Source organism: Agathobaculum sp. NTUH-O15-33, from assembly GCF_033193315.1.
GTDB lineage: Bacteria > Bacillota > Clostridia > Oscillospirales > Butyricicoccaceae > Agathobaculum > Agathobaculum faecihominis_A.
In genome coordinates, this window is sequence record NZ_CP136187.1 from 781758 (window position 1) to 803805 (window position 22048).

At 58.8% G+C, this 22048-nt stretch carries 17 protein-coding genes; 6 read left to right on the top strand and 11 right to left on the bottom strand.

Annotated features, from left to right (window positions below; all coding sequences use genetic code 11):
- Window positions 1–13 precede the first annotated feature (13 nt).
- The 3 genes from RWV98_RS04150 (at window position 14) to RWV98_RS04160 (ending at window position 2593) form a co-directional block, all read left to right on the top strand.
- Complete coding sequence (locus tag RWV98_RS04150) at window positions 14–1408, top strand: aminotransferase-like domain-containing protein (RefSeq protein ID WP_317863960.1); 1395 nt, start codon at window positions 14–16, stop codon at window positions 1406–1408.
- Between the two features lie 45 nt (window positions 1409–1453).
- Window positions 1454–1849 carry a MerR family transcriptional regulator gene (locus tag RWV98_RS04155; RefSeq protein WP_317863962.1) on the top strand — a complete coding sequence of 132 codons (396 nt, stop codon included), beginning with the start codon at window positions 1454–1456 and terminating at the stop codon, window positions 1847–1849.
- Window positions 1850–1939: 90 nt separating this feature from the next.
- A complete protein-coding gene (locus tag RWV98_RS04160; protein ID WP_317863964.1) occupies window positions 1940–2593 on the top strand; it encodes an HAD family hydrolase in 654 nt (217 codons plus the stop codon).
- A 66-nt stretch (window positions 2594–2659) separates the two neighbouring features.
- Here RWV98_RS04160 and RWV98_RS04165 read toward each other — a convergent pair whose 3' ends face one another.
- From RWV98_RS04165 to RWV98_RS04180, 4 genes are read right to left on the bottom strand one after another with little or no spacing between them, the layout of a single operon-like run.
- A complete protein-coding gene (locus RWV98_RS04165; RefSeq protein ID WP_317863966.1) occupies window positions 2660–3883 on the bottom strand; it encodes a TolC family protein in 1224 nt (407 codons plus the stop codon).
- A gap of 26 nt (window positions 3884–3909) precedes the next feature.
- Window positions 3910–5130 (bottom strand): TolC family protein, encoded by a 1221-nt coding sequence (locus RWV98_RS04170; RefSeq protein ID WP_317863968.1) that lies wholly within the window; start codon window positions 5128–5130, stop codon window positions 3910–3912.
- Window positions 5127–8324 carry an efflux RND transporter permease subunit gene (locus tag RWV98_RS04175; protein ID WP_317863970.1) on the bottom strand — a complete coding sequence of 1066 codons (3198 nt, stop codon included), beginning with the start codon at window positions 8322–8324 and terminating at the stop codon, window positions 5127–5129. Before RWV98_RS04175 ends, RWV98_RS04170 begins: the two co-directional genes overlap by 4 nt.
- On the bottom strand, window positions 8321–9622 hold the full coding sequence (locus RWV98_RS04180) for an efflux RND transporter periplasmic adaptor subunit (protein WP_280962351.1): 1302 nt from the start codon (window positions 9620–9622) through the stop codon (window positions 8321–8323). The genes RWV98_RS04175 and RWV98_RS04180 overlap by 4 nt, the downstream gene beginning before the upstream one ends.
- Before the next feature lie 266 nt (window positions 9623–9888).
- Here RWV98_RS04180 and RWV98_RS04185 point away from each other — a divergent pair, with 266 nt between their 5' ends.
- The 3 genes from RWV98_RS04185 to RWV98_RS04195 are packed head-to-tail and all read left to right on the top strand — an operon-like array spanning window position 9889 to window position 12469.
- On the top strand, window positions 9889–10542 hold the full coding sequence (locus RWV98_RS04185) for a GTP pyrophosphokinase (RefSeq protein WP_280962352.1): 654 nt from the start codon (window positions 9889–9891) through the stop codon (window positions 10540–10542).
- A gap of 2 nt (window positions 10543–10544) precedes the next feature.
- A complete protein-coding gene (locus RWV98_RS04190; RefSeq protein WP_280962353.1) occupies window positions 10545–11219 on the top strand; it encodes a response regulator transcription factor in 675 nt (224 codons plus the stop codon).
- Window positions 11216–12469, top strand: coding sequence for a sensor histidine kinase (locus tag RWV98_RS04195; protein ID WP_317863972.1), 1254 nt, complete (start codon window positions 11216–11218; stop codon window positions 12467–12469). Before RWV98_RS04190 ends, RWV98_RS04195 begins: the two co-directional genes overlap by 4 nt.
- Before the next feature lie 43 nt (window positions 12470–12512).
- On the opposite strand, the gene RWV98_RS04200 is transcribed toward RWV98_RS04195, so the two are convergent.
- From RWV98_RS04200 to RWV98_RS04230, 7 genes are all read right to left on the bottom strand, one after another.
- Window positions 12513–13574 (bottom strand): aldehyde dehydrogenase family protein, encoded by a 1062-nt coding sequence (locus RWV98_RS04200; RefSeq protein WP_317863974.1) that lies wholly within the window; start codon window positions 13572–13574, stop codon window positions 12513–12515.
- A gap of 25 nt (window positions 13575–13599) precedes the next feature.
- Window positions 13600–14004, bottom strand: coding sequence for an aldehyde dehydrogenase family protein (locus RWV98_RS04205; RefSeq protein ID WP_317863976.1), 405 nt, complete (start codon window positions 14002–14004; stop codon window positions 13600–13602).
- A gap of 17 nt (window positions 14005–14021) precedes the next feature.
- Window positions 14022–14942, bottom strand: coding sequence for a glycyl-radical enzyme activating protein (locus tag RWV98_RS04210; RefSeq protein ID WP_317863977.1), 921 nt, complete (start codon window positions 14940–14942; stop codon window positions 14022–14024).
- Between the two features lie 15 nt (window positions 14943–14957).
- Window positions 14958–17318 carry a pyruvate formate lyase family protein gene (locus RWV98_RS04215; RefSeq protein WP_317863979.1) on the bottom strand — a complete coding sequence of 787 codons (2361 nt, stop codon included), beginning with the start codon at window positions 17316–17318 and terminating at the stop codon, window positions 14958–14960.
- Window positions 17319–17330: 12 nt separating this feature from the next.
- Window positions 17331–19106 carry a solute:sodium symporter family transporter gene (locus RWV98_RS04220; protein WP_317863981.1) on the bottom strand — a complete coding sequence of 592 codons (1776 nt, stop codon included), beginning with the start codon at window positions 19104–19106 and terminating at the stop codon, window positions 17331–17333.
- A 178-nt stretch (window positions 19107–19284) separates the two neighbouring features.
- Window positions 19285–20589, bottom strand: coding sequence for an acetyl-CoA hydrolase/transferase family protein (locus RWV98_RS04225; RefSeq protein ID WP_280962359.1), 1305 nt, complete (start codon window positions 20587–20589; stop codon window positions 19285–19287).
- A gap of 10 nt (window positions 20590–20599) precedes the next feature.
- Window positions 20600–22045 carry a 4-hydroxyphenylacetate 3-hydroxylase family protein gene (locus RWV98_RS04230; RefSeq protein WP_317863984.1) on the bottom strand — a complete coding sequence of 482 codons (1446 nt, stop codon included), beginning with the start codon at window positions 22043–22045 and terminating at the stop codon, window positions 20600–20602.
- Between the last annotated feature and the right edge of the window lie 3 nt (window positions 22046–22048).

Sequence of the window (22048 nt, forward strand, 5' to 3'; positions counted from 1 at the left end):
TATGGAGGCGCCTATGCCATTCAATTCGTTTGCGGATTACCCCATGTCTTGGAAGCCCGACCGGGCCGGACTCAAGCGCCCGATCTACCTGTCGCTCGCGCAGCGGCTGGAAACGGATATCGGCGCGGGCCTGCTGGCGCCCGGCGTAAAGCTGCCGCCCCAGCGGGAGCTGGCGGATTTTCTGGATATTAATTTTACAACGGTCACCCGCGCTTATAAGCTGTGCGAACTCAAGGGGCTGGTGGTCGCCGAAACGGGGCGCGGCACGTTTGTATCGCCCCGCGCCGCGCGGCCGATCACCATATCGGCCGATCATATGGTGCGCGAATGCATCGATCTGGCCTTTGGGGCTTCCTTTGAACAGTGCAATAGTATGATTGCGGACGCCATGCGCCGCGTAATGGCAAAACCGTATTTCGACCGCCTGCTCGATTATACCGACCCCTCCGGCATGCCACACCACAAGCAGGCGGCGCTGAACTGGATGCGCGGCATGGGGCTGGAAGCGCGGCCCGAACAGATGGCGATCGTATCGGGCGCACAAAACGGGCTTGTCATTGCGCTGATGGCGCTTTTCCAGCCGGGCGACCGCATCGCAGTGGATACGTATACCTTTTCCAACCTGATCGAGTTTGCGAGGTTGCATCATCTGCACTTAGTACCCGTGCGCGGCGACCGTCAGGGTATGCTGCCGGAGGAGCTGGAAGCGCAGTGCAAGCTCAACGAGGTGCGCGGCGTTTTCCTCATGCCGTCCTGCTCGAATCCCACCACGGTTGTCCTGCCGGAAGAGCGCAAGCGGATGCTGATCCGGGTCATCCGGCAATACGGCCTGCTTTTGGTGGAGGATGATACCCACGCGTTTTTGACCGCGGGCGTGGTGCCGGATTACGAGGGACCCATGTACCGGCTGCTGCCGGAGCAAACGGTTTATATTTGCAGTACCTCGAAGGCGATCTGCTCGGGCCTGCGGGTGGCGTATCTGGTGTTTGGGGAAGCGCTTCGCGAGCGGATTTTACATACCATTTATAATGTGAACGTCAAGACCTCCTCGCTCAACGCGGAGATCGTCACCGAGCTGCTGCTCACCGGCCGCGCGGGCGAGATCATGGCGGAAAAGAAACGGCTGGCCGAACAGGCGAACGCGTTGTTTAACGCCTGCTTTCCGGCCGAAGCGCATAACGGGCATCCGCTCGCGTTCTTCCGCTGGCTGCCGGTATCCTCCGCGCTGCCCGGCGAACAGCTGGAAAAGCAGCTTGAAACGCGCGGCATCCGGGTCTTTCATTCCGACCGGTTCTTGAGCGGTCCGGTGCAGCCTCAAAAATATTTGCGTATCGCGCTGTCCACCGCGGATTCGATGGAGCGGCTGCGGGCGGGGCTGTATATTTTGCGCGAAGCCCTCTTGACTTAGAGTGCACTCTAGGGTTTATACTGTCACTATCAGGAGGTAAATGCCATGACGATTGCAGAAGTGAGTAAAAAATACGATATCTCGGCGGACACGCTGCGGTACTATGAGCGTATCGGGCTGATCCCGCCCGTGCCCCGCACCAAAAGCGGCATCCGGAATTATGACGAGACGTCCTGCGGCTGGGTTGAGCTGATGAAATGCATGCGCGCCGCCGGTGTGCAGATCGAAGCGCTGATCGAATATGTCGCCTTGTTCCAGCAGGGGGATCAGACCATCGATGCGCGCAAGTGCATCCTGATCGAGCAGCGCGACCAGCTGATCGCCCGCATGGCGGACATGCAACAGTCACTTGACCGGCTGAATTTCAAGATCGACCGCTACGAGCAGGGGCTGATGACCAAGGAACAGCTGCTTCGGCGCGCGCAGGCGGAAAAGGAATAAGCACAAAATATCCGTTGCTTTTCCGTAACCCGACCGTTTATAATAAACAGAGCTGGAATAGAATTAAACGATAGGGACGATGAAAGAGCAATGAAAAAAGCGGCTATTTTTGATATGGACGGCGTACTGTTCGATACCGAGCGACTGTACCGGGAAAGCTGGGTGGAGACCGCGGCGCAGTTTGGGCAAGCGTTTCTGCCGGCCTTTCCGGCCGCGGTATGCGGTACGAGCGGGGCCAAGCTGCAAGCTGTGGTGCGCGAGTATTATCCGGCGGTCGACGCGGCGGCGTTCGTCGAGTGCTGCATGGAGCGCGTTCGCAAGGTGCTGCGGGAGCAGCCGGTGCCGGAAAAGCCCGGCTTGCATGAGATCCTGACGTTTTTTCGCGGCAATGGCGTTAAGATCGCGGTCGCCAGCAGCAGTGAACCCTCCATGATCGAAAGCAATTTGCGCCGCACGGGTGTGATCGATCACTTTGACGCGGTCGTCAGCGGCGTGCAAATGCCGCGCAGCAAGCCCGCGCCCGATATTTTTTTGGAAGCCGCCCGCCGGTTGGGGTGCGCCCCCGAGGACTGCTATGTGTTCGAGGACGGGCTGAGCGGCCTGCGCGCGGGTCTGGCCGCCGGCTGCGCCACGGTCATGATCCCCGATCTGACGCCGCCGACCGATGAATTGCGCGTCGCCTGCGCGGCGATCTGCGATAGCCTGCATGCCGTGATCGACGCGATCCGCGCGGGAACGATCTGACCGCACCGGATAAACGATCCATATAAGCACAAAAAAGAGAAGGGCGCGCCCTTCTCTTTTTTGTGCTTATGTGGAGGACATCACGCCTCTTTTGGCCCATTGGTAGGTATTATACGCGGTGAGCAGATCGATCTTTGCATTGTCGATCGCCTCTTGCGCCTCCGTGAACTCGTCCTGTGCGTCGTCATACTCGTTTTTGGAGATCATGCCGCAGTCATACTTGGTTTTCATAATGGTAAACTGCTTTTGGGCCTGCGTCCAATCGGCCTGCGCCGCCGTCAGCAGGGACTGCGCTTCCTCCAGCGATTTATACAGCTTGCGAAACGAGGCGGTCACGCTTTCTTTTTCCGCGTCTAACTCGATCTGAGCGGCCTTGAAGGTGTACAGGTTGTCGGTCACGTTGTTTTCGTAGTCGTCCGAAGCCTGACGGACAGCATCCTCCTTTTGAAAGATCGAATAGCTGTTTTTCAGCGCTTCCGTAAGATCGCTGTCATAGTCGATGGCGGCAAGCTGTTCCTCGGTCACTTCGGGCAGCGCGTCGGTCGTAAACGCGGTGCCCACGGAATAGCCGCACTGCATGGCCAGCGTGTTTTTCAGGTTTTCATACTGGGTCTCAATGGTATTCAGATCGGCTTTCAAGCTCTCCCGTTCGCTTTGCTGTTTTTGCAAATCGTTTTGGCTTGCCATGCCGCGCGACACGCGGGTCTCGGTCACCGCGATATCACGATTGAGCTGGGCGATACTACGCTCCTTTTGGCTGCGGGAGTAGGCAAGAGATTGCAGAGAAATATAGGTGCTTTCCGCGCTCATGCAGATCTGATCGGCCAAGTTTTCGGTTTGCCGTTTAGTGCTGTTGATGGAGCTTTGGTGGCTGTCCTCATCATCGTCCTCCTGATCCTCCAGATCGTCGTAGGAGGCGATCGCCGCGTTCAGGCTGCTCTGTAAAGAAGCCCGCTGCGATTGGAGCGTTTTTCGCAGCGCGGTCTCGTCCGCGTCAAGCTCGTTGATCGTCTGGTCCAGTTCTTTGATCTGGCGCTGGTATTCGCTGATCTCGTCCTCCACGTTGGCGTAGCTGATGATATAGCTGTCTCCGGGGGCGGTCGCTTCGACGCTTTTGAGGTTGTTGCCATACGCCTTAATCGATACGTTGTTTTCGCGAACCGTCTGTTCGAGCGACGCGAACGATAGGGCGATGGGCTGTGCTGCGGCCTCGTCGTCCGCGGCATAGGCGGGCGCGCAGACGCTGCACAGGGTCAGCGCCGCAAGGCCGGCGGCCATATAGCGTTTCATCATGTTTTCTCCTTTCATCGAACCATTTAGGTACTGCCGGTAGACAGACCCTTCTTGGCCCATCCGTATTGGTTGTAGGCGGTTATCAGACTGAGCTTTGCCGTTTCCACGTCCGCTTTAGCGCTGTCCAGCGTGTCCTGCGCGTCCAAATAGTCTTGCTTAGAAACCATGCCGCGTTGGTATTTGGTTTCGCCCACGGCAAACTCCCGTTCCGCCTGTGTCAGAGCGTTTTGCGCGGCCTGTACGGCGCTCTGGCTATCCTGCACCGAGCGGTAGGTGGTGGCAAACGCGCTTTGTACGGATTCCTTTTCCGCCGCGAGCGCGTCCTTCGCGGAAGCGACCGCCTCGGCGGTGCCTGAGATGTTTTCATCGTAGGCATTTTGCGCGGCGCGCAGGTCGCACTGCTTCTGCCAAATAGAGAAACTGTTTTGCAGCGCTTCGCTTAGATCGTCCTCATAACGCATTTTGCCAAGCTCGGCGCTGCCGGGTTCCGCAAGGGCCGATGGCATTACAAGCGTTGCCGCGTCGTAACCGCACATGAGCGCAAGGCTGCTCGCCAGATCCTCGCATTGGGTCCGCAGGGTGGTGAGCGACAGGGCAAGGCTTTCCCGCTGGTGCTGTGCCGTATGGAGATCGAAAGCGCTCACCATGCCGCGCGCATACTTGGTTTCCAATACGCTGATCCGCCGGTCGAGCGCGGCGATCTGCCGCTCAAGGGCTTCTTCCGAGTATTGCAGGGTTTTGATTGAGATAAGCAGGTCTTGCGCGCCCATGGCAAGCTGATCGGCCACGTTGCCCGCCTGTTTTTGGATATCGTAGACCGCGTCGTCGATCTGCGCGGTGGTGGATTCCTTCTCAGTAGGCAGGCCGTTCAGGCTTTGCTGCAAGCGGTCCAAATTACCTTGCAGCACCTTCCTTTGCGCTTTATAGGTTTTGTACAGTGCGCTACTCTGATCCAGACTCTGCATCGCTGCGTCCAGACCGTCGATCAGCGACTGATAAGAGGTGATCTGCGCCTCCATGCTGCCGCCCTGCGCGGTGTAGCTTGTGGCAATGCTGGACGAACTATCTGCGGCATAGGCTGTGTTTTGCAGGGAACGCACGGTCGCGTTGCCTTCCCGTACAGCGCGTTCGACGGCGGAAAGCCCCATTTGTTTGACGGTCTGCCCGTCCGCCGCGCCGGCGGCCGGGACAAAGCCCAGCGCCAGCGCGGCGCACAGCATACCGCTGATCAGACGGCGTTTCACTTGCGACCATCCTTTCTGTTTTGAATCCTGCGGACAAATTCCGCGCCCTTTTCCCGCAGCTTATCAAGCTGTTCCTGCGCCGCGATACCGCGCGGTGTGCGCTGCCCGTGCTTGCAGTGCTTTCCGCGGCGCGCGCTGATCCCGTCGGACAGGCTGGCCAGCAGCGAATAATACACCGGTGTGAACAGCAGGGTCACAATGGTGGAAATGATCATGCCCGCAAACATGACGATTGCCATGGGGCGCATCATTTCCGAGCCTTCGCCCACGCCGAACACCATGGGCATCAGGCCGAGCAGGGTGGTGGTGGTGGTCATCAGCACCGGCCGCACGCGGCGCGGGCAGGCGTTTAGGATCGCGGTGTTTTTATCCTCGCCATTCTTCCGGCGCTGCTCAATATAATCGACCAGCACGATGGCCGAGTTAACGACCGTACCGGCCAGTACGACCACGCCGACGATGGAGTACATCGAGATCGGGTTGCCGGTCAGCGGCAGGCCACTCAGCGAACCGATCAGGCTGATCGGCATGATCATCATGATCATGATAGGCAGCAGGAACGATTCGTACTGCGCGGCGAGCACGAAGTACACCAGACCGAGCGCAACCAGCAGCGAGGAGCCGAGCGAACCGAACGATTCGCCCATTTCAGCCATTTGGCCGCCGGAACCGATCGTGATGCCTTCGGGCACCGTCAGCGTCGCCAGCACCTGATTGACTTCCTGATTGAGCTTGGAGGTATTGCCGGACTGGGAATCACCCGAGATCGTGACCGTGCGGGATTGATCCTCACGCGAAATGCTCTGGGGGATCTGCTCAATCGCCACGTCGGCCACAAGGCTGAGCGGCACCGTGCCGCCGGAGGATACGCTGATGGGAATGTTTTTGATCGAATCCAAATTGTTATAAATGCTGCTGTCGCCGCTGACGGCCACCGTGATCTCATCGCCGCTCAGGCTCAGTTCGGTCGCGGTGGAACCGGTCAGTTGGCTGTGTACCGCGCTGCCGATGTCGGTCGCCGTCAGCCCAAATTCAGCGGCCGCCAGCCGCTTGGGCCGGACGGTGACGCTCGATTCGCGTTCCGAGGCCGAGGAAACGACTTCTACCGCGTCCGGCACCTGATCGGTGATTGCCTTGACCACCTGTTCGCCGAAATCCATCAGCGCGTCGTAATCATTGCCCCGCATTTCGAGGGAGAGCGCGTCGCCTGTCATCGAGCCCATGGAACTGGTGGCCTCCATGGATATCTTGGCGCCCGCGATATTGTTCGTTGCTTCGCGCAGGGCGGTCACGACTTCGTCTGTCGTGCGGTCGCGTTCGCCCTTGTCCTTGAGCTGTATCGTGATGCTGGCCTGATCGCCGCTTGAATTCATGCCGGAGCTTCCGCCACCGGAATAATAGATGGTATCGATCTCGGGCGCGGTGCTCATCGCGATCTCGACCACGCGGTCTGCGATCTCCTCGGTCTTTTCCAGCTCCGAGCCGAGCGGCATTTCCACCGTGATGGAAATTTGGCTTTCATCCATGTCGCTCATCAGTGTCACGCCGAAGATCATGACGTCCGCGATGATCAGCACGATGAATACGCCCATCATCGCGGTGGAGATCAGCATGGAGAGCTTCCGCCGCGTGATCAGGAATTTCAGCGTCTTGCGATAAACGCGCATCATCGGCTTATCCTCGAGCAGCTTGGTATCGCCGCCAAAGGATTGGATGCGGCGGTCGCCGCTGTCGTCCAGCACCAGATAGCAGAGCAGCGGCACCAGCAGTAACGCCACGAGGAGCGAGGACGCGATCAAGGACGCGATGGTGAGCGCAAAGTCCTTGAACATCATGCCCACCATGCCGCCGGATAGGCCGATCGGCACGAATACGGCAAGCGTCGTCATGGTCGAAGCGATGATGGACATCGCCACCTCGCCCGTACCCTTGACACAGGAATCCAAGCGGCTGTGTCCCTCCGTGCGGAAGCGGAACACGTTTTCCAGCACGACGATCGAGTTATCCACGATCATACCGACGCCAAGCGCCAAACCGCTCAGCGACATGATGTTCATGGTAATGCCCATGACCCGCATCAGGATAAAAACGGAGACGATGCAGATCGGCATGGATACCACGATCACCGCCGTCGCTTTCAGGCGCTTGAGGAAGAGCAGCAGCACGAGCGCGGCGAGGCCCACGCCCAAAATGATGTTTTCGATAGCGGAGTCGACCGACTGGTTGATAAAGATCGAGTCGTCGCTGAGGATTTCCCAATGCAAACCCGGATAATCCGCCGTGACAGCCTCGACCGCTTGTTTGATGCGGCTAGCCACCTGCACGGTGTTGGAGCCGGACTGCTTGGTCACGGACAGGGTGATGCCGGGCTCGCCGTTGATCTTGGCGATTTCGTCCTGATCCTGCGCGGCAAGCGCCACATCCGCGATTTCATTGAGGCGCACCGTGCCGCCCGCGGGCAAGGGAATGACGGTGTTCGCTATCTCTTCCACGGAGAGATATTCGCCGTCCGTGCGAACGTTCAGCTTTTGGCTGCCGCTCTCGATATCGCCGCCCGCGATGGTGCTGTTTTCCTTGGCCAGAATACCGGCGATGTAATCGACCGTCAGGCCGTATCCGTCCAGTCGGTCGGTAAAGGTATTGATCTCCACCTCGTTTTCGTAGCCGCCCGCGATATCGACCGAGGCGACGCCCGCCAGCCGTTCGATGTACGGACCGATATCATCCTCGGCGGTCGATTGCAGCTCGGCCAGATCCTGCCCCAGCAGGCCGACCGTGACGACCGGCATGGAATCCGGGTCCATTTTCATGATGGACGGGCTGTCGGCGCCGTCCGGCAGCCGGGCTTCAATGCGCGAAACCTTGTCGCGCAGGTCGGTCACCGCGTCGTCCAGATCGGTATCGTCCGTAAACTGTACCATGACCATTGAATTGCCTTCGGAAGAGGTCGAGGTCAGGCTGTCCAGTCCGGACACGCTGGCGCATGCGGATTCCACAATGCGCGTGACGAGGTTTTCCACCTCTTCCGGTCCCGCGCCGCTGTAGCTGGTCACTACAACGGCCATTTTGATCTCCATGCTGGGCATCAGCGCGAGCGGCAGCGCGTTGTAGCTCATATAGCCGAACAGCACGATTAGAATGGCCGCGAGCGTGGTCGCTACCTTATGCTTGATACTGAACTGCGCGAATTTCATTCCGGAACCTCCATCTCTGCGGGTTCGGCTTCGGCGGGTGCGTCTTCCGGTTCAGCGGGCTGCTCGGTCAGATCCACGCCATCCCGTTTGACCACGCGCACCTCCGCGCCTTCGGTCAGATAGCTTTGTCCGGCTACCACCAAATCCTCGCCGCCGGTCAGCCCGTTTGTGACCTGCGTCACGCCGTCGCCCACCAGACCGCTCTCGATATCGATCCGGGTGACCGTATCGTCATACTCGACGATGAATATGTACTGCGAGGTGCTGTCGGTCTGGATCGCGTCGGTCGGGATGACCACCACGTCTTCGCGCACGTCCGTATAGATCGTGACAGTCGCAAACATGCCGTAGGCGGCGCCGGTATCCTTAGGCAAGTCAAGCAGCACGTCGTACAGGTGAGTCTGCTCGTTTACCGCGGGCGCGACCGAGGCGATCGTCGCCGTGATTGGCTGGCCGCCAAGGGCGGAGATCTCTACCGTGACCACGTCGCCGATCTCCAGCCACGGCTGGATTGTTTCGGAAACCGAAAGGGAGACCTGCGGCGTTTCATCGGTCGCAATGACGACGGCGGCGGTCTGCGTATTCGCTTTGCCGCCCTTTACGACGTTCACCTCGGTCACCGTGCCTGAGACCGTGGATTTGACCGACATATCGCCCTTGCTGTCGCGCAGCTCGGCAAGCGATTTGTCGTAGGTGGCGAGTTGGTTCGCCTTTTCGGTCTGCAGCTTGGTAACGGACAGCTCGGCGGCGTAGATGGTGTCCTCCGCGCTGAGCTTTACCTCGTTATACTTGGCCTCAGCTTGTTCCAGCTCGATCTGCGAAGCCGCTTCCTGTTCAAACAGCGCCTGCGTGTTTTCCCAGCTTTGCTTGGCCTGCCGCACCTGTTCATTTTGCAGGGTGCGCGTGGTCTCGAGCTGCTGCTGCGCCTGCGAGATCTGCTGATCGTAAAGGGAAGCCGTGCGGCTGCGTTCGCCCTCGACCTGCTGGATATCGCGCTGGATGGATACCGCGTCCAGCGTGAAGAGCGTTTTGCCGATCGTCACCCGGTCGCCCACCGCTACATCGACTGTCAGCACGTCGCTTTGCTGCGGGGCGAAAAGCGAGACCGCGTTCTGCGGCACGACCTTGCCGGAAAGCTGGTTGCGGGTGGAGATACTCGAAACGCTGACCGTTTCGGTCTCCACCGGCGTGCTGGATTTTACGGTTTCGGGCATGCTGGGCCCGCAGCCCGCCAGCGTGCCGATCAGCGCCATGGATACCGCTCCCGCGAGCAAGCGTTTTGCCTGTTGTCCTATCATTTAGATAAGCTCCTTTACCATTTGATTGTGTCAACGGATTTGATGGGTATGGACGCAGGTTTCGGACGCATTGCGCGGTCCTGCTTTTCGTGGTATGATTACCCTGTAAATCCTTTGCATGTAATCGCGTCTATCAGTTTAGCCCCTCTACTTAAAACCAAGTTAAAGCCGCGGGTAAAAAAAGGTGGAGCGGGTTTTAAGCTTGTTTGAGGTTTGACTGCTATACTGGCTATAAAAGCGCGGATACCGTCAAAGGAGGACGTTTCATGCGAAATTTATATCCCATATCAGGACCGGAGGAACAGGCGTTTTACGGCGAGGCGCTGATCCTGTTGGAAGGCGCGGCGGCGGAATTCCTGTCCTTACTGGAAATGATCTGCCGTTATCAGGTCAGCCGGGGCCGTCACGATCCGGTTTGTTCCTATGCCGCGCGCATCAAAAGCGCGGCCAGCATGCGCGCCAAGCTGGAGCGCCTCGGCTTGCCGGTGACGCTGGATCATGCGCTGCATCAGGTGTTTGACGCGGCCGGGGTGCGCGTGATCTGTCCTTTTATCGATGATATTTACACCACGGTAGCGCTGATCCGGACGATCCCGGGCATTACGATCGACCGCGAGCGGGACTATGTACGGCATGCCAAGCCCAACGGCTACCGCAGTTACCACCTGACCGTGTCGCTGCCGCCGCGCTATGTGTGCGGAGAACCGGCGGAGCAGGTCTGGCTGGAGGTGCAGCTCCGCACGATCGCCATGGATTGCTGGGCAAGCATCGAACATGAACTGAAATACAAACACGCTTTGCCGCATCAACAGCTGATCGCGGGGGAGCTCAAACGGTGCGCGGATGAGATCACCGCCACCGATCTTTCGCTGCAAACCATCCGGGAGTTTGTTGCCGAGCTGCCGAAAAAGGAGGAGTGACCATGCGTATATTAATTGCCGATGACGAGACCGACCTGACCGACGCCTTGCAGGATATTTTGGCCCGCGAGCACTATTCGGTCGATGTGGTGGACAACGGCAACGATGCGCTCGATTATGGCCTTGCCGAAAACTACGATTGCATCGTGCTCGATATCATGATGCCGGGGCGGGACGGACTGTCCGTTTTGGCCGCCCTGCGCGAGCAGGGCGTGTCGACGCCCATTCTGCTGCTCACGGCAAAGAGCGAGATCGGCGACCGGATCCAAGGGCTGGACGCCGGGGCGGACGATTATCTGCCCAAGCCTTTCAACATAGGCGAGTTTTTGGCGCGGGTGCGCGCCATGACGCGCCGCGCGGGTTCGTTCACCCCCAATCTGCTGTCCATCGGCAATATCACGCTCGACCGTACCACCTTTGTGCTGCAATGCGGCGAAAACACAATTCGGCTGGCCAATAAAGAATTTCAAATGCTCGAACTGCTTTTGCGGCAGCAGGGGCGCTTTATTTCGACCGAGCAGTTTATGGAGCGCATCTGGGGCTATGAAAGCGAAGCCGAGCAAAACGTGGTTTGGGCGTACGTTTCGTATTTGAGAAAGAAACTGGGCGCGATCGGCGCCAATGTGTGTATCGCCGCCAGCCGGGGGCGGGGCTACCTTTTGGAGGTTGCGCCATGATCCGTTCGCTGCGCCGCCGGTTCATCTTGATCGCCATGGTTTCGCTTATCATTACGCTGACTCTACTCTGCGCGTTCACACAGATCACGAGTTACCATACGATGAGCCGCCGGTTTGACGAAGGCATACGTGTGCTGTATGAAAACGGCGGAGAACTCCCGGAAATAAAGGAAGAGGATATGCCTGCGATCGACGGCGCATTTCAAATGACGGTGGAGACCCCGTATGAATTGCGCTACTTTACCGTCCGGTTTGATAACGCACGGGATTCGGTGGAGATCGATACCGATCATATTGCCGCGTTCAGCAAGGAGCAGGCCGCGCAAATGGCGAAAAGTATTTACGACAAGGGAAAGACGTCGGGCTATTTGGATTATTACCGGTACGGCGTATTCGCGGAGGAAAACGGCGTAACGGTCATCGTAATGGACGGCTTTCAGGCGATCCAGCTATTTCATAATGGGTTTACCATGTCTCTGCTGATCTCTGTTGCCTTCATGCTGGCTGTGCTGCTATTGGTAATGATACTGTCCAAACGCGCCATCCGGCCGTTTATCGAAAATATGGAGCGACAGCGGCAGTTCGTCACGGACGCTTCGCACGAATTGAAAACGCCGCTTACCATCATTGCCGCAAACAACAACCTGATCGAGACTATTTTGCCGGATAACAAATGGGTGAAAAGTACGGAGAAGCAAATAAGCCGTATGAATCTTTTGATTCGCAACTTGATCGAGCTGGCGCACACTGAGGAATCGGCCGGCAGTACGGAATGGGCGGAGTTTTCGCTCAGTGATGTGGCGGCCTCGCAGGCCGAAGCCTTTGCGCCGCTTGTGGAAGCGCACGGCTGTAGGCTGGAAACGCAGGTGCAGCCCGGAATACAGTACCGCGGCGCGCAGGATAATCTGTTCCGGCTATTTTCCTTGCTGCTGGACAATGCGGTAAAATACTGCACGCCCGGCGGCACGATCAAGCTGGCGCTTTGCCGCAAGGGCCGTTTGGTGGTTTTCACGCTGTCCAACCCCTGCCGAAACCTGAAGCCCGCCGATATTCCCAAACTGTTCGACCGGTTCTACCGCGCCGACGCGTCCCGCGCGCGGGCGACCGGCGGCTACGGGATCGGCCTGTCGACCGCCAAGGCGATCGTCGAACAGCACCACGGCAAAATATCGGCAAAGTATGAAAATGGACAAATTACGTTTACCGTATCGCTGCCCGCTATAGCGAGCAAAAAAGTAACGGAAAAATAAAAAAGATAGGCAGGAGAAACAACTCCTGCCTATTTTTTTTTATTTAGTCGTCTTCGAAGTCAAAGAAATTATCGTACTGCGCGCCCATGTACCAGATGTGGTTTTTTACCTTTAAGTATTCGAGCAGCCCTTCCACGCCGTCCTCGCGGCCGAGGCCGCTGTTGCGGTTGCCGCCGAAGGGGGTCTCAATGTTGGACTTGGTGGCGCAATTCATCCAGACGGTGCCCGCGTCTACCTTTTCGGCGGCCCAGTACATCTTGCGGATGTTTTCGGTAAAGATGGCAGCGCCCAGAGCAAAGCGGGTCGCGTTGGCGAGCTCGATCGCTTCGTCCAGCGTTTGATAGCGGGTCACCGCCAGCACGGGGCCGAAAACCTCTTCCTGAAACAGCTCCATATCCGGCGTTATGTTTTCTAGGATCGTCGGCGGATAATAGCTGCCCTTCTCATAGGGGGCTTGGGTCAGCGGCGCGCCGCCGCAGCGCAGCTTGCCGCCCGCCGCCACCGCACGCTCCACAAAGCCGTGCACGGTATCCAGATGTTCGGGGCTGATGAGCGAGCCCATCTGCGTATCCTCGTTCAGGCAGTCGCCGATGCGGATGCGCCGCACGCGGTCTGTCAGCTTTGCCATGAACTCGTCGTAAATTTCGTCCGCGAGCAGCAGGCGGGAGGTGGATACGCATACCTCGCCCTGATTCATGCAGAAGCCCAGAATGACGGAGTTGAGCGCGCCGTTCATGTCGCAGTCCGGCTCGACGATGATCGGGCTTTTGCCGCCAAGCTCGAGCGAGAGAGGCTTGATGTGTTTGGCTTCGGACGAAGCCGCCATCAGCCTGCGTCCGACCGCCTCCGAGCCGGTCAGCGCGACCATGGACACCTTGTCGCTGGCGAGCAGCTCCTCGCCGACCACGCCGCCCGGGCCGGAAACGATGTTGTACACGCCGGCCGGCACGCCGGCTTGGGTGAATACCTCGCCCAGCAACTGGCTGGTGATCGGGGTGAGTGTCGCGGCCTTGCACACGACGGTGTTACCCGCGGCGAGTGCCGCGCCGATCGAGCGGGTGAGCAGATGCAGCGGGAAATTCCACGGGGCGATGCTGCCGACCACGCCGTACGGTTCGTAGCTGGTGTAATCAAACAGGGGCTGGTCCTGGCACCGGAATGACCTTGCCGTTTAGCGCCTTCATATTATCCGCGTGGAAATGAAACGCGCGCACCGCGAGCGGGATGTCGATCGAGCGGGTCTCACGGATGGGCTTGCCGGTATCCATGGCTTCCCAGCGCGCGAACTCCTCCATGCGCGCTTCCAGCAGATCGGCGACACGGTGCAGATATTGGGCGCGGGTCTCTGTGTCGAGCGCGGCCCACTGGGGGAAAGCCGCTTTAGCAGCGTCGATCGCCTTTCTGGTATCGGCGGCGGACGCGTAGGCAAGCTCGGCGATCGCCTCGCCCGTGCAGGGATTCTTGGAAACAAAGGTTTTTCCGCCTTCCGCGTCGACCCACTCGTTTCCTATAAACAACTGAAATTTCTTCATCATGAAGCCTCCATTTTTCCTCAGTTTTTTGCAGCGTCCCAGCCGCCGATGTTGACGTCGAACCCGTAATTCTGCGCGAGTACCGCGTGCTCCTGCGCGTAGTCCACGCTGCATTCCGGCATATCGGCCATGTCGTAGCCGACATCCGACAGAACGTACTTGGATGCGCCGACCTGATGGAACGGCAGCAGGTGCAGCTTCCTTAGGCCCTGCATTCGCAGAAGGTATTGCAGCATCCGCTCAAATTCGTCCCCGTCGTTGACGCCGGGGATGAGCGGCACGCGGATGATGATCTGTTTGCCCATCTCATGCAATAGCGAGAGGTTCTCTTTGATCTGCTCGTTGCTTTGCCCGGTCCACTTGCGGTGCACCTCGTCCGATAGCGCTTTGAAATCGTATAAAAACAGGTCGGTGTGCCGGGCGATACGCAGCATCGCCCGCGAAGAGCAAAACCCGCAGGTTTCGAGCGCGGTGTGGATACCGGCTTCTTGCAGGCGGCGGAACAGCTCGGTGGCAAACGCTTCGTGCAGCGTTGGTTCGCCGCCGCTCAGGGTTACGCCGCCGCCGCTGTCGCGGTAAAAGACTTGATCCCGCATGACCGCCTGATAGGTTTCGTCTACCGACATGCGGCGGCCGCACAGCGTCTTTGCGTCAATATAACAGTGCTCGGCGCAAACGCCGCAGCCCGTGCAAGCCTCGCGGTCGAAGCGCAGGCCGTCCGCCGTGAGCGTGCAGCAGCCCTGCGGGCAATAGGGCAGACACCGGCCGCAGCGGGCGCACTTTTCCGTGTCGAACAGCACGATCGGCTTTGTCGCGAGATTTTCCGGGTTTTGGCACCACTTGCATCGAAGCGGGCAGCCCATGAGGAATACCACGGTGCGCAGGCCCGGGCCGTCGTGCACGCAGCACTTTTGAATATTGGATACCAGCGCGGTCGTCATGTTTTCAACCCCTTGTTACTTGATGACAGCGCCCTTGGCAAAGCGCTGGATGATATTTTGCTGCTGCATGGCGCTCATCGCGATAAAATAAGCCGACAGGCCGCCCATGCGGACTTTCAGGTCCTTGTGCTTTTCCGGATGCACGACCGCGTCCTGTAATTCCTCGATGCTGGTCGCCGTGATGGTCGCGATCTGGCCGCCCAGATCGCAGAAGGAGCGGATGATGCCCTCCATACGGGTGACGCCCACTTCGCCTAGGTACTCGTTGGCGTTCAGCGAAATGTCCAGCGGGCAGCCGCAGAAGTAACGCATCAGCTCGGGGCGCGTCGCGCTTTTGATCACGGCGGTCGGGCCGTTTACGTCCACGCCCGGCGTGGGGGAGTAATTCGGCGCAAGGGCTTCGCCCGCGCCGCGCCCATCCGGGCTGGCGCTCAGGTTGCGGCCCAGTGCGGCGTAGTTTTCAAACGTGCCGATACCGGCGGGGATCTTGATCTTATCCTGTTTGGCGCGCCAAGCGACGCATGAGTTTTCAAAATCCTTCATCACGCGCGCGAGCATGTCGTCCGCGTAATCATTGTCATTGCCGTACTTGGGCACGCGGTTCAAGGCGATCAGACGCAGCTCCTCGCAGCCCTCCCAGTTATTTTCAATCGCTTTTTTAAAATCCGCGAGCGTCGCCACGCGGTCCTCGTAAACCAGCTTCTTGACCGCGCACAGCGAATCGACGACGTTGGACAGACCGGTGATCAGCAGCAGGTGGAAGGTGTAGGGCAGGATGCCCGCGCCGGTCATATCGCGGCCCTTTTCAATGCAGCCCTCCATGATCGTCGACATGAGCGGATCGGGCGCGATCATTTCGCTCATGCCGAGGTTTTCCAACCGGCGGTTGACCTGCAACTCGATCTGACTGTCCACCTGCTTGCAGTAGGCGGCGTAGAAGGTTTCAAAATCAGTCAGGCTGTCCAGCGCGCCGGTGTCCACGCCTTCGGTTTCGCCGGTCATTACGGTCACGCCGCGGGTGAACACCCATTCCAAACAACGCAGGTTCATGATGTGCGCATAGCTGAAATAGCTCTTGCCGGGAATGAGCGTTTCCCAGCAGCCGTCGTTCGTATAGTCGCGCGCCTCCTCAAGCGGAATGCCGATATCGACAAAACCGGGGATGATCGCGTCGTCGTTATAAATGGCGGGCTCGCCCTCGCAGTGGCGCAGGCAAAGCGCCAATTCGCGCCACAGCCGGTCGGGCGCTTTACTTGATACGCGCACCGACAGCGTCGGCATGAGCAGCTGCATTTCAAAGCGCAGGCGGAGCAGCTTAAACGTGATCTCGTTGGTGCCGTCCTCGCCGTCCGGACGCACGCCGCCGATGATCATGTTCATCAGCCAGTCGTTGCCGGACTGACCGAAGTTGAAGTTCGCGTCACTGTCGATGCTCTCATTCTCCTGATATTGCAGCGCGCGGATGTCGTAGCCGCCGGATTCGTGGCCGCCCGATTCCTCGGTGCCGGTCGAGTAGGAAAGCGGCACACCTTGCGAGAACAGGCCGAAGTCGTAATGGTTTTCCCAGTTTTTCGTATCCGTGCAAATGCGCTCGTTGCACTTGGCGAGGAAGGAACCGACCAGATCGTCGGCGCGCTCGTCGTCGATCAGCCCGTTTTCCAGATCGCGCCGGTAGTACGGATACAGGTGCTGATCGACACGGCCCAGCGGCACATATTCGCCGCCGGAATTGACCATGGCGTAAGTAAACCAGTAGGCCTGCACGGCCTCGTGCAGGGTCTCGGCGGGCAAATAAGGCACCCGGCTGCACACGCGGTGTATTTCGATCAGCTCGCGGCGGCGCTTGGGGTCGGTCTCCTGCGCCGCGTCCGCGAGGGCTTGCTGGGCGTGGCGTTCGGCAAAGTGCACCACGCCTTCGATCGCGTACAGCATGGCGCGGTATTCGGCAACCGATTTTTCATCGGGCGTTTGCTTGGAACATTCAGCGAGCAGCATGCGCTGAATCTCGTCCGTAATGCCGCGGAAACCGATATGCAGCACCTTTTCCCAGTGCGGCGGATGGTGGCCCCATACGGAATTGGCGTTAAGCTTATACTGCTTCGCCTCCGCCAGCTCCTCCTCGGTCGCGTATACGGGCAGGACCGTGCCAAAGCCCACGCTGTTCATATTTGGGTTGCCGACGATCAGCTCATCCGGCCGGATATAGGCCGGCAGGTGCTCGCCCATGTGGCGGGTGGCCAAGCCCTTGCGGACGACCAGCGGTTCGTGCCTGTTTTCATCCGTTACAATGCAGGTGTCCTTGAAATACCAAGTGCCGGGATCGTGGTATTCCTGTTCAAACAGCCGCGTTCTGATTTTTTCCAGTCTGGGTGTCATATGCTTTCCTCCTTAGCCACGGGGCGGGCACGGAACGTCTGCCAGCGCCATCTCGTTTTCCTGTGTTTCGTCGTCGTCATAGACCTGCTTGTCAGAGCGGCGCATGACCTTTTTGAAGAGGTAGCCCGCAAGGAAGGTCGCCGCGACGCCTACGACCATCCAAACGCCGGTCATAACGTCCGCGCCGCCGTCCTTGGCAAAGCCGATGGGGGACAGGGCGATATAAGTAAGCACCGCGCCCGCCATAATGAGCGTGCCGAATTCATAGCGGTGTTTCCACGGCTTGATAGAGACCACGTTGTTGCGCTTTGCTTCCATGATTTTATCGGTGGGCCGTACCTTACCCATGATGAACATGAAGATGCAGCAGAGCACGAACATGATGGCGGAAATGTGCAGGTAGAAGATCGGCAGATCCATGAAGAATTGCGTCACGCCGTATACGCCAATGAACGCGATCAGGGAGATCTTGGCTGCGATCGCCGGGGTCTTCTTATTTAAGTAGCCCATTATCATAATAGTAAAGATCGGCACATTAAACAAGCCGTTAATTTTTTGAAACTGCGTATACAGGCCGTCCGGCGCGTACATGATCAGCGGCGCGACGATCATGGAACCGACGCCCACGACCAGACCGCAGATTTTACCGACCTTGACGATCTTGGCTTCGGAGACCGGCTTGCCGTTTTCGGTTTTGCCCTTATAAAGGTTCATGGCGAACAGGGTGCAAACGCTGTTGAGCGTGCCGTTGAACGTGCTGAGGATCGCGCCGAACATCGCGGCGATGAACAGGCCGATCAGCGGTTTAGGCAGCACGCCGTTTACCAGCGTCGCATAGGCTAGATCGCTGTTTTCGATCGCGCCCGCGCCGTACAGATGGAAGCAGATAATGCCGGGGAACATCAAAAGAATGGGGGTGAGCAGCTTGAGGAAGCCCGCGAACATGATGCCTTTCTGGCCTTCCTCCAAATTCTTCGCGGCCAGCGCGCGCTGCATGATCGCCTGATCCATGCCCCAATAATAGATCAAAACGGGCATCAGGCCGGTGAACAGGGTGGAGAACGGCAGCAGATCGTGCTCGGTGCCGATCGCGTTGAGCTTTTCCGGCGCGTTGCTGAGAATGGTGTGCATGGCGTCGCCGATATTGCCGTTGCCCAACATCAGCAGGCCGAAGATCGGGACCATGAGGCCGCCGATGACCAGCAGCACGCCGTTGAGCGTATCCGCCGTCGCGACCATCTTAAGGCCGCCGAACAGGGCGTAAATAATACCGATCAGGCCGATGAGCAGCACCATGGCCCAAACGCCCTGCGTATAGGTCAGTCCGAACAGGCCGGGGATATCAAAAATGGTGTTTACCGTGATCGCGCCCGCGTACAGGCAGATCGGAAGCGTGTTGCAAACGTAGCAGATGATGAACAATAGCGAGACCCACTTTTTCACCGTCGCGTCATACCGCTCTTCCAGAAAGTCCGGTATGGTGGCGAAGCCGCGGCGCAGGTATCGAGGCAGCAGGATGATGCCGACGACCACCAGTGCGATCGCACAGGGCGTTTCCCAGCCGATGGTGGACATATTGATACGGTAAACGTCGCCGGTCATGCCGACAAAGTTGGTCGCGCTGAGGTTGCAAAGCAGCAGGGAAGCGCCGATAACGCCGCCGGTCAGGCTTCTGCCGCCCAGAAAATAGCCGTCGCTCGTGTTTTGCGCCACTTTGCGCGATTGATAGAATGAAATTGCCATAACGATGATGGTAATGCCCAAAAAACTGCCTAAAATGATTCCCATAAATTTACCCTCGTTCCTTTGTATTGTTACGTTTCAGGTTCCTCTTTTCGTGGTCGACTGATTTTGATATTGTATACAATTAATTTGTTATACTCATAATAATGCTTTTATGATTTAATTGCAACTGTAAGTGTTCACAAAGGTCAAGACAGAGTTCTATGCAGATTGCCCTTCTGCTTTAACCCGCCCATTTTTGGTGAAACCGCTGCTCGTAGGCGCGCAGCAGCATGGGGCGAAAATCGGGATGCGCGACTTGAATCAGCGCTTCCGCGCGCTCCCGCAGCGTCTTGCCCTTCAGGTCGGCTACGCCGTATTCCGTGACGATGTATTCCACGTCCATCCGGTTGGTAGTCACCGCCGCTCCCTCGTCCAGCACGGGGACGATTTTGGAAACCCGCCCGCCTGCGGCGGTGGAGGACACCGCAATGATCGACCGGCCGCCCTTGCTCAGCGCCGCGCCCCGGATAAAATCGACCTGCCCGCCCACGGCGCTGATCTGTCGCAGACCGACCGATTCCGAGCAGACTTGTCCGGACAGATCGATCTGTACGCAGGAATTGATCGATACCAGATCGTTGTTCTGGCCGATGATCAGCGGATCGTTCACATAGTCCACCGGGGCCATGTACACGCTCGGGTTGTCGTCAACAAAGTCGTAAAGCCGTCTGGTGCCCATCAGAAAGGTCGCCACATGCTTGCCGGGGTGCAGGTTTTTCCGCCGCCCGTTGATGTTGCCCGCGCGGATCAGGTCGATCGCGCCGTCGGAGAACATTTCCGTGTGCAGCCCCAAATCGTTTTTGTCGCCAAGGCAGTTCAGCACCGCGTCCGGCAGCGCGCCGATGCCGAGCTGTAGGCAGTCGCCGTCGCGGATGAGCGACGCGCAATACCGGCCGATGGCCTGCTCGGTCTCGCCGATCTGGGCGGGCTGCAACTCGATCAGCGGCTGATCCTGTTCGACGATGGCGGTCAGATCGGTCACATGCAGAAAGCAGTCGCCGTGGCAGCGCGGCATATGCCGGTTCACCTGTGCGATCACCGTGCCCGCCGCCAGCGCGCCCGCCAGCGTGTAATCGACCGAAACGCCCAGCGAGCAATTTCCTTCCTCATCCGGCGGGCTGACCATGATCATGGCCACATCCGGTTTGAGCGTGGAGCGCAGCAGTTCGGGCACGCAGTGAAAATAGCAGGGCGTAAAGTCCGCGCGCCCCAGCTCCACGGCCTTGCGCGCCGCGCCGCCGACAAACAGCGAGTTGTGTCGGAAATGCCCGGCCATTCGTTCGGACAGATATTCTCCCTTGCCCATCAGCACCATGTGCAGCAGCTCGACGTTGTTCAGGCGGTCCGCGTCCGCGACCAGCGCGTCGACCAGCGCGGTCGGTTCGCCAACCGCGTGGCCAATGGAAACGATCTGGCCGGACTGTATCAGCTTAACGGCCTGCGCGGCCGGCATTTTATGCTTTTCATAATACGGTTTCCAGCTCATGTGCTCTCCCTCATTCGATCCGCGCAATGGCTCTTGCCAGCTGCTTTTTCATTTCGAGGTTGGACTGTCTTGCGATCATGATGCGCTGGGCCTGCGGCGAGCCCGCGCCGTGCATGGATTCGGGCAGATAACCGACAGCGGCCGTGCCCATGGTCATGTTTTCGATCAGGCGCAGCACGCGCATGCGGTCCTCGGTCGGAACGCTCGCCACGCCCTTTAAGTACTTCTCGATGTAATCATGCGTCGCGGGGTTGCGGTAGTCCGCCTCGGAGGGCTGGGTCACCATGACGCCGCCCGCGAGGTCCTGCGCAAGTCTGGCGATCTCGTACGGGAAGCGGGTCACGTTCTGCTTGCACACATTGGCCAGCAGCAGGTCGATCAGGTAGTTGCCCGCCTTGGTCTTGGTGCCCTGCGACGAGCACGCGATCCCGCAACAGTACAGCGTTTCGTTCAGATGTGTCATCTCGATCAGCTTATCCTTGACGTGGCTGGCCTTGGCGGAACCCGCCATGTCGCCCGCGAGCGCGGTCGCCCCGATCAGCACGTCGCCCACGCCGACCTTGCAGCCGCCGTAGCTTTGGCGGTGGTAGCCCGCGAAACGCTCCACCATCATGCCCGCGAAGTCCACTTCGCCGTTTAAAAAGATCATATCGTTCGGGATGAACACGCGGTCAAAAATGACCAGCACCTCGTGGCCGCCGTACACCTTGTTGCCCACGTCGATATCGTTATACTCCTCAGTCTTGCGCGTGTCGCAGGATTGCCGGCCGAGAATGAGCGTGATGCCGTCCGCGTCGGTCGGGCAGGCGAAGGAGATCGCGTAGTCCTCGTCGCCCTCGCGCATGGCGATGGTCGGCATGACGAGCACGTAGTGCGAATTTAAGTAGCCGGTCTGGTGCGCCTTGGCGCCTGTGACATATACACCGTCCGCCGTGCGTTCGACCACGTGCAGGAACAGATCAGGATCGGCCTGTTTGGAAGGCGAGAGCGAGCGGTCGCCCTTCACGTCGGTCATCGCGCCGTCCACGCCCCAGTCGTTTTCCTGCACCTCGGTCCAGAACTGTTTGAAGTTTTCGTGATAGCTTGTGCCGTGGGCCTCGTCGGTTTCAAAGGTGGTGGAGAACACGGCGTTGGCCGCGTCCAGACCGACGCAGCGCTGGAAGCAGGCCGCCGTCTTTTGCCCCAAAAGGCGCTGCATCTTGACCTTTTTGATCAAATCGTCGGCAGACTGGTGCAGGTGGGTAAACCGGTTGATCTTTTTGCCGGTTAAGCTGGAAACGGCGGTCATCAGGTCCTCGTACTGCGGGTCCTCGGCCAGCTCGTAGGTCGCGGCAAAAGAATTGAGCGAGGGCCGGACGACCTCGTCGTCCACCACATTTTCCACCCTTTCGCCAAAGCGGTACAGGTTCAGGTGCAGCCCCCGCAGGGATTCCACGTATTGCTCTTTTGTCATCATGTT

What these genes read in the sequence shown, in the direction of transcription:
- RWV98_RS04150 (WP_317863960.1), top strand. Translation starts at nt 14, where the DNA reads ATGCCATTCAATTCGTTTGCGGATTACCCCATGTCTTGGAAGCCCGAC.
- RWV98_RS04155 (WP_317863962.1), top strand. Translation starts at nt 1,454, where the DNA reads ATGACGATTGCAGAAGTGAGTAAAAAATACGATATCTCGGCGGACACG.
- RWV98_RS04160 (WP_317863964.1), top strand. Translation starts at nt 1,940, where the DNA reads ATGAAAAAAGCGGCTATTTTTGATATGGACGGCGTACTGTTCGATACC.
- RWV98_RS04165 (WP_317863966.1), bottom strand. Translation starts at nt 3,883, where the DNA reads ATGAAACGCTATATGGCCGCCGGCCTTGCGGCGCTGACCCTGTGCAGC.
- RWV98_RS04175 (WP_317863970.1), bottom strand. Translation starts at nt 8,324, where the DNA reads ATGAAATTCGCGCAGTTCAGTATCAAGCATAAGGTAGCGACCACGCTC.
- RWV98_RS04180 (WP_280962351.1), bottom strand. Translation starts at nt 9,622, where the DNA reads ATGATAGGACAACAGGCAAAACGCTTGCTCGCGGGAGCGGTATCCATG.
- RWV98_RS04185 (WP_280962352.1), top strand. Translation starts at nt 9,889, where the DNA reads ATGCGAAATTTATATCCCATATCAGGACCGGAGGAACAGGCGTTTTAC.
- RWV98_RS04190 (WP_280962353.1), top strand. Translation starts at nt 10,545, where the DNA reads ATGCGTATATTAATTGCCGATGACGAGACCGACCTGACCGACGCCTTG.
- RWV98_RS04195 (WP_317863972.1), top strand. Translation starts at nt 11,216, where the DNA reads ATGATCCGTTCGCTGCGCCGCCGGTTCATCTTGATCGCCATGGTTTCG.
- RWV98_RS04205 (WP_317863976.1), bottom strand. Translation starts at nt 14,004, where the DNA reads ATGATGAAGAAATTTCAGTTGTTTATAGGAAACGAGTGGGTCGACGCG.
- RWV98_RS04210 (WP_317863977.1), bottom strand. Translation starts at nt 14,942, where the DNA reads ATGACGACCGCGCTGGTATCCAATATTCAAAAGTGCTGCGTGCACGAC.
- RWV98_RS04215 (WP_317863979.1), bottom strand. Translation starts at nt 17,318, where the DNA reads ATGACACCCAGACTGGAAAAAATCAGAACGCGGCTGTTTGAACAGGAA.
- RWV98_RS04220 (WP_317863981.1), bottom strand. Translation starts at nt 19,106, where the DNA reads ATGGGAATCATTTTAGGCAGTTTTTTGGGCATTACCATCATCGTTATG.
- RWV98_RS04225 (WP_280962359.1), bottom strand. Translation starts at nt 20,589, where the DNA reads ATGAGCTGGAAACCGTATTATGAAAAGCATAAAATGCCGGCCGCGCAG.
- RWV98_RS04230 (WP_317863984.1), bottom strand. Translation starts at nt 22,045, where the DNA reads ATGATGACAAAAGAGCAATACGTGGAATCCCTGCGGGGGCTGCACCTG.